Origin of the sequence: Streptomyces sp. ERV7, assembly GCF_001653515.1 — a bacterium.
Taxonomy (GTDB): domain Bacteria; phylum Actinomycetota; class Actinomycetes; order Streptomycetales; family Streptomycetaceae; genus Streptomyces.
In genome coordinates this window covers 1-4,384 of sequence record NZ_LYOY01000027.1, presented here as the reverse complement: position 1 = coordinate 4,384, position 4,384 = coordinate 1, and the positions used below count along the sequence as shown (strand labels likewise).

Genomic DNA, 4,384 nt, shown 5'->3' with positions numbered 1-4,384 from the left:
GTCCGAACGTGCGGCACAAGGGGGTCGGGGAGGCGACGATGACGAGCGTCGCCCCCGCCATCGCCAACGCCGTCGCGCACGCCCTCGGCCACGGCGACGACCGCTGCTGGCCCACCCGTACCCCGATCCGCCTGGCGGAACTGGCCCTCCCCGACGACGGGCGGTCGTGATGCAGGAGCCGAACACCGATCTGGACCTGACCGTCAACGGCATCCGCCACCACGGCCGTTCCGTGCCCGGCGACATGTCCCTCGTCCACTTCCTGCACGAGGACCTGGGCCTGACCGGAACGAAGATCGGCTGCTCGATCGGGGAGTGCCGCGCCTGCACCGTCGCGGTCCGCGCCCGCCCCCAGGCCCCCCTGGTGACACGTCAGGCCTGTATGACCAGCATGCGGCACGTACGCGGGTGGGAGGTGACCACCGTGGAAGGCCTGGCGGCCGACGGTGCGCTGCATCCCGTACAGCAGGCGTTCCTTGAGCGTGAGGCGTTCCAGTGCGGATACTGCACGGCCGGGTTCACGGTCGCCGGCAGCGTCGTCGTCGAGCACGCGGGCGAGGACGGCCATGCCGAAGACGGTGAGCAGCGGCTGGAGGAGACCGTCGACACCGTCCTTGGCTCGCATGTGTGCCGCTGCACGAACTACGAGCGCTACCGGGCGGCCGTGCTGACCGCCGCGCAGAGCACGGCGCCGTCCCCCACGCCGTCCCCCACGCCGGACGAACTCAGCCCGGCGGCCCCTCCGGTGACCGCCCGCAGGGCCATCCACCGGCCGAGCCGGACGCCCGCCCTGTCCGCGGCGGACGCCGAACGGCTCGGATACACGCCCGTGTTCGACGACCCGGCACTGGAACTGATCCGGCTGCTGCGTGACGGTGCGGAGATCGAGCACTCCTTGCTCGTCCAGTACCTCTACGCCGCCTTCTCGATCAAGGTGCCGCGCTTCGCCGACCTCGCAGGCTGGCCCAGCCACCGTTACGGAGGCCGGCCACTGCACCTGATGGGTGTGGCCATCGAGGAGATGACCCACCTCGACATCGTCAACTCGCTGCTCGTCGCGCTCGGCGCGGCCCCCCACCTCGGCCGCCAGCAGTTCCCGTACGAGCAGGACATCTATCCCTTCGACTTCGTGCTGGAACCGCTGAGCCCGCACAGCCTGGCCAAGTACGTGTACGTCGAGGCGTCGCCGAGCGCGGTCGACCCCGCCCAGCAGCAGACGCCCGAGGACCGCGCCTTCGTCGAGCGCCTGTACCAGGTGCTCGGCTCGACGGGGCCCACGGCCCCGCGCCCCAACCAGGTCGGCAGCCTCTACCGCAAAGTCACCCGCGTACTGGAGCTGCTGCGCGAGCGAGAGCCGGACCGGCTCGACTACGTGTCCTGGTTCACCCGCCTTGAGCTGCTGCGCGAAGAAGGGGAGAGCGAACACTTCACCCTCTTCCGGTCGATGTTCGAGGGCACCCATCCCGCCCTCCGGGACTGCGACGACGTATGGAATCCGGCCAGTCCAGACCACCCGGTGGTTCCCCTCAGCCACTCCAGCGGACTGCCGCCGTCCGGCAGCCCCGTCCCCGACGAACCGGTACCGGCGCTGCGGCATATCGCCAACCTCCACTACTGGGCGGTGTGCATGCTGCTGGACGCGTCCTACCGGCAGGGCATGCTCTTCCACAGCGCGGCACGCCGCCATATGACCGGCCCGATGCGCAGTCTGGGGACCGCGCTGGCCCAGCGCGGCGAAGGCCTTCCGTTCGACGCCTTCGTCGCGGGATACGCCCCCGGCCTCGACGGCGCGGAGAACCTGCGCCTGACCCACACCATGGTGCAGCAGATCGCCCTCGACCAGCGGCGCTACGCCCGCCACCTGCCCTACGACTACCCGGCCAACTGCGCCCTGGAGACGCTGTGGGAACTGTCGCTGGTGTCTGGCGGAGAGTGAGACACGGCTGCCCTCAGGACGGATCTTGCCGGATGGGGGCGCCGATAGGCTCAACGTGTGACGAAAGACGACTCTTTGGCGACGCTCCAGCGCTCGCTGGGCGACCCGGGCATCACCTACCCGTTATGGCTCCCGCTGACCGAGGGCTGTCCCAGGACCAGCACCACCGAAGAGCCATAAGGACCGTTTGAACCGCATCACCACCAGCGCCGCCGTGGGGGTCGGCGCACCGGGAATCGTGGTCGCCTCCTCGGGCAACCACGGCGCGTCCGCAGCCGCCTTCGCCGCCCGGGCGGGCCTGCGATGCGTGGTGTTCGCGGGCCCTGACATGCCACCGGCGGTCGACGCGTTCCTCAACGCCTACGGCGCGGTGGTCCTGCCGGTCTGCGACGTCTCGGCCTGACCGAGCGCCTACCGCGCATGTTCGCCTGCGAGCCGGCCGCCGCAGCGCCACTCGCCCGGGCCGTGCGCCAGGGTCTTCCGGCGGCGCACGTGCCCGTGGCACCCACCGACGCCTACTCCGTCGTCTCCCCCGTCAGCGGTTACCGCGGGGTGGTCGCCGTCCGTGACAGCGGTGGCCAGGTGCTGGCCCTCGACGACGAGCGGCTCTCAGCCGCCCGGAGCGAGCTGGCCCGCGCCGGCCTGTGGGCGGAACTGTCCGGCGCCGCCGGGCTCGCGGGTCTGCGCGCCGTCGAGGACCGCGGCGAACCGGTGGTGTGCGTCTCCACCTCCAGCGGGTTCAAGGACCGCTCCGTCGCCTCCCGGTCGACCGGGAACATCACCCCGGAGTGGGAGGAAGTGCGCCGCAGGCTGCGTACGGCGGGGATCCGGGAGTGAAACGGATGTTCCGCCGGACCGGGGTTTCGGGAGCGTCCGCGACACCCCTTTAGGGGGTCACCACGGTGTGAGCCTGGTAGATCTTCGGCTGCGCACCCTGGACGCCGAGCTCTTCCAGAATCGGAAGGATGGTCTTGCCGAACTCCTGGAACGCCTCCTCCGATTCCCATACGTCGACGACGAGCCAGCCGTCGGGAGTGGGGGCGGCGGTGTGCGAGATGAGACCGGACACCGGCCAGTCCGACGTCTTCTTGACCGGACCGGGCCGACCTGCGACCTTCTCCGCGCTCTTCTCGTACTGGGCCCGGGTCATCCCTGGGATTTCGAAGATCGCGACGATAGCCATGCTGAGCTCCCGGACAGGTAGAGGGTCTGACTCGCTCAGTCGACCACCGCCGCAAACCACCCGCACCCCGGCTGAGCCGAACGGCCGCCCCATCCGCATTTCTCCGGGCCCGCCCCGGGGCCGGAGAAAACCCTGTGCCGTACTGGCCCACGCACAGCAGAATCGCCCCCATGGCGGACAGGCGAGTGGCAGATATGCAAGCCTTCCGGGACGCGGTCGCCGACTGGGCGGCGGGCAGCCCCGGTGAGCGGGCGAAGGAGCTGGCCGTGCGGCTGCGCGTACGCACCGCGGTGCTGCTGGAGGGGCCGAGCGACCTCGCGGCCGTCGAGACGCTGGCCGCGCGCCGTGGCCGGGACCTGCCGGCCGAGGGGGTGTGCGTCATGTCCATGGGCGGCGCGATGAACGTGGGCCGCTATACCGATCTCCTCGGGCCACCGGGGTTGGGGCTCCGTCTGGCCGGGCTGTGCGACGAGCGCGAGCAGCGCTATTACGACCGCGCTCTTGAGCGGGCGCGGGCGCCGCGCCAAGGGTTCTTCGTGTGCACCACGGACCTGGAGGACGAGCTCATCCGCGCGCTGGGCGTGCCCCGGATCGAGGAGATCGTCCAGGCCGAGGGCGACCTCCCCGCCTGGCAGACCTTCACGCGCCAGCCCGCACAGCAGGGCAGATCCCCACACCAGCAGATGCGACGCTTCCTCGGCACGAAGAAGGGCCGCAAGATCCGCTACGGCCACCTCCTGACCGAGGCCCTCGACTCCGGGCGGGTCCCCGCTCCCCTCGACGATCTGCTCGCGAGCCTGTGAACCGAGGCGCCTGCCGCGTCGCCTCTAGGCTCACCCCGTGACCACGATCTACGTAATCGACGGCAAGCAGACCCCCACCCTTGAGGACTTCTGGCGGGTGATCGGCGAGGCCGTCAACGGGCCCGGCGGGTACTTCGGCAAGAACCTCGATGCCTTCAACGACTGCCTCCGGGGCGGCTTCGGCACGCCCGAGGACGGCGACTTCCACTTCGAGTGGCACGACCACGCGTACGCCCGCGAGGCCCTCGGCCACGCGGAGACGGCCCGGCAGTTGGAGACGGTCCTGACGCGCTGCCACTTCACCAACCGCGAGCGGGTCGCCGCGGAACTCGCCGCCGCGAAGGTCGGCCGCGGCCCGACGGTGTTCGACTGGCTGGTCGAGGTCTTCGAAGGCGAGACCCCCGGGCGGCTCGTGCTCTGCTGAGAGCCCTCGCGTCGGCACCATCCCGTACGACCGCTACA

4 protein-coding genes and 1 pseudogene are annotated in these 4,384 nt (G+C 70.7%); 4 read left to right on the top strand and 1 reads right to left on the bottom strand.

Features of this window, described 5'->3' with window-relative positions:
- Window positions 1-169 precede the first annotated feature (169 nt).
- Window positions 170-1,936 (top strand): ferritin-like domain-containing protein, encoded by a 1,767-nt coding sequence (locus A8W25_RS06225; protein WP_067157238.1) that lies wholly within the window; start codon window positions 170-172, stop codon window positions 1,934-1,936.
- Between the two features lie 57 nt (window positions 1,937-1,993).
- Window positions 1,994-2,773: pseudogene (locus A8W25_RS32000) on the top strand (threonine synthase).
- A gap of 49 nt (window positions 2,774-2,822) precedes the next feature.
- On the opposite strand, the gene A8W25_RS06210 reads toward A8W25_RS32000, so the two are convergent.
- Window positions 2,823-3,119 (bottom strand): hypothetical protein, encoded by a 297-nt coding sequence (locus tag A8W25_RS06210; protein WP_067157229.1) that lies wholly within the window; start codon window positions 3,117-3,119, stop codon window positions 2,823-2,825.
- Between the two features lie 185 nt (window positions 3,120-3,304).
- Between A8W25_RS06210 and A8W25_RS06205 the strand changes: the two genes are divergently transcribed.
- Together A8W25_RS06205 and A8W25_RS06200 are read left to right on the top strand one after the other, a co-directional pair.
- Complete coding sequence (locus tag A8W25_RS06205; protein WP_067157241.1) at window positions 3,305-3,922, top strand: TOPRIM nucleotidyl transferase/hydrolase domain-containing protein; 618 nt, start codon at window positions 3,305-3,307, stop codon at window positions 3,920-3,922.
- Between the two features lie 37 nt (window positions 3,923-3,959).
- Window positions 3,960-4,346, top strand: coding sequence for a barstar family protein (locus A8W25_RS06200; protein ID WP_067157225.1), 387 nt, complete (start codon window positions 3,960-3,962; stop codon window positions 4,344-4,346).
- Window positions 4,347-4,384: the final 38 nt, after the last annotated feature.

Excerpts from the sequence above, each read along its gene's own strand:
- A8W25_RS06210 (WP_067157229.1), bottom strand. The coding sequence starts at position 3,119 with ATGGCTATCGTCGCGATCTTCGAAATCCCAGGGATGACCCGGGCCCAG.
- A8W25_RS06225 (WP_067157238.1), top strand. The coding sequence starts at position 170 with ATGCAGGAGCCGAACACCGATCTGGACCTGACCGTCAACGGCATCCGC.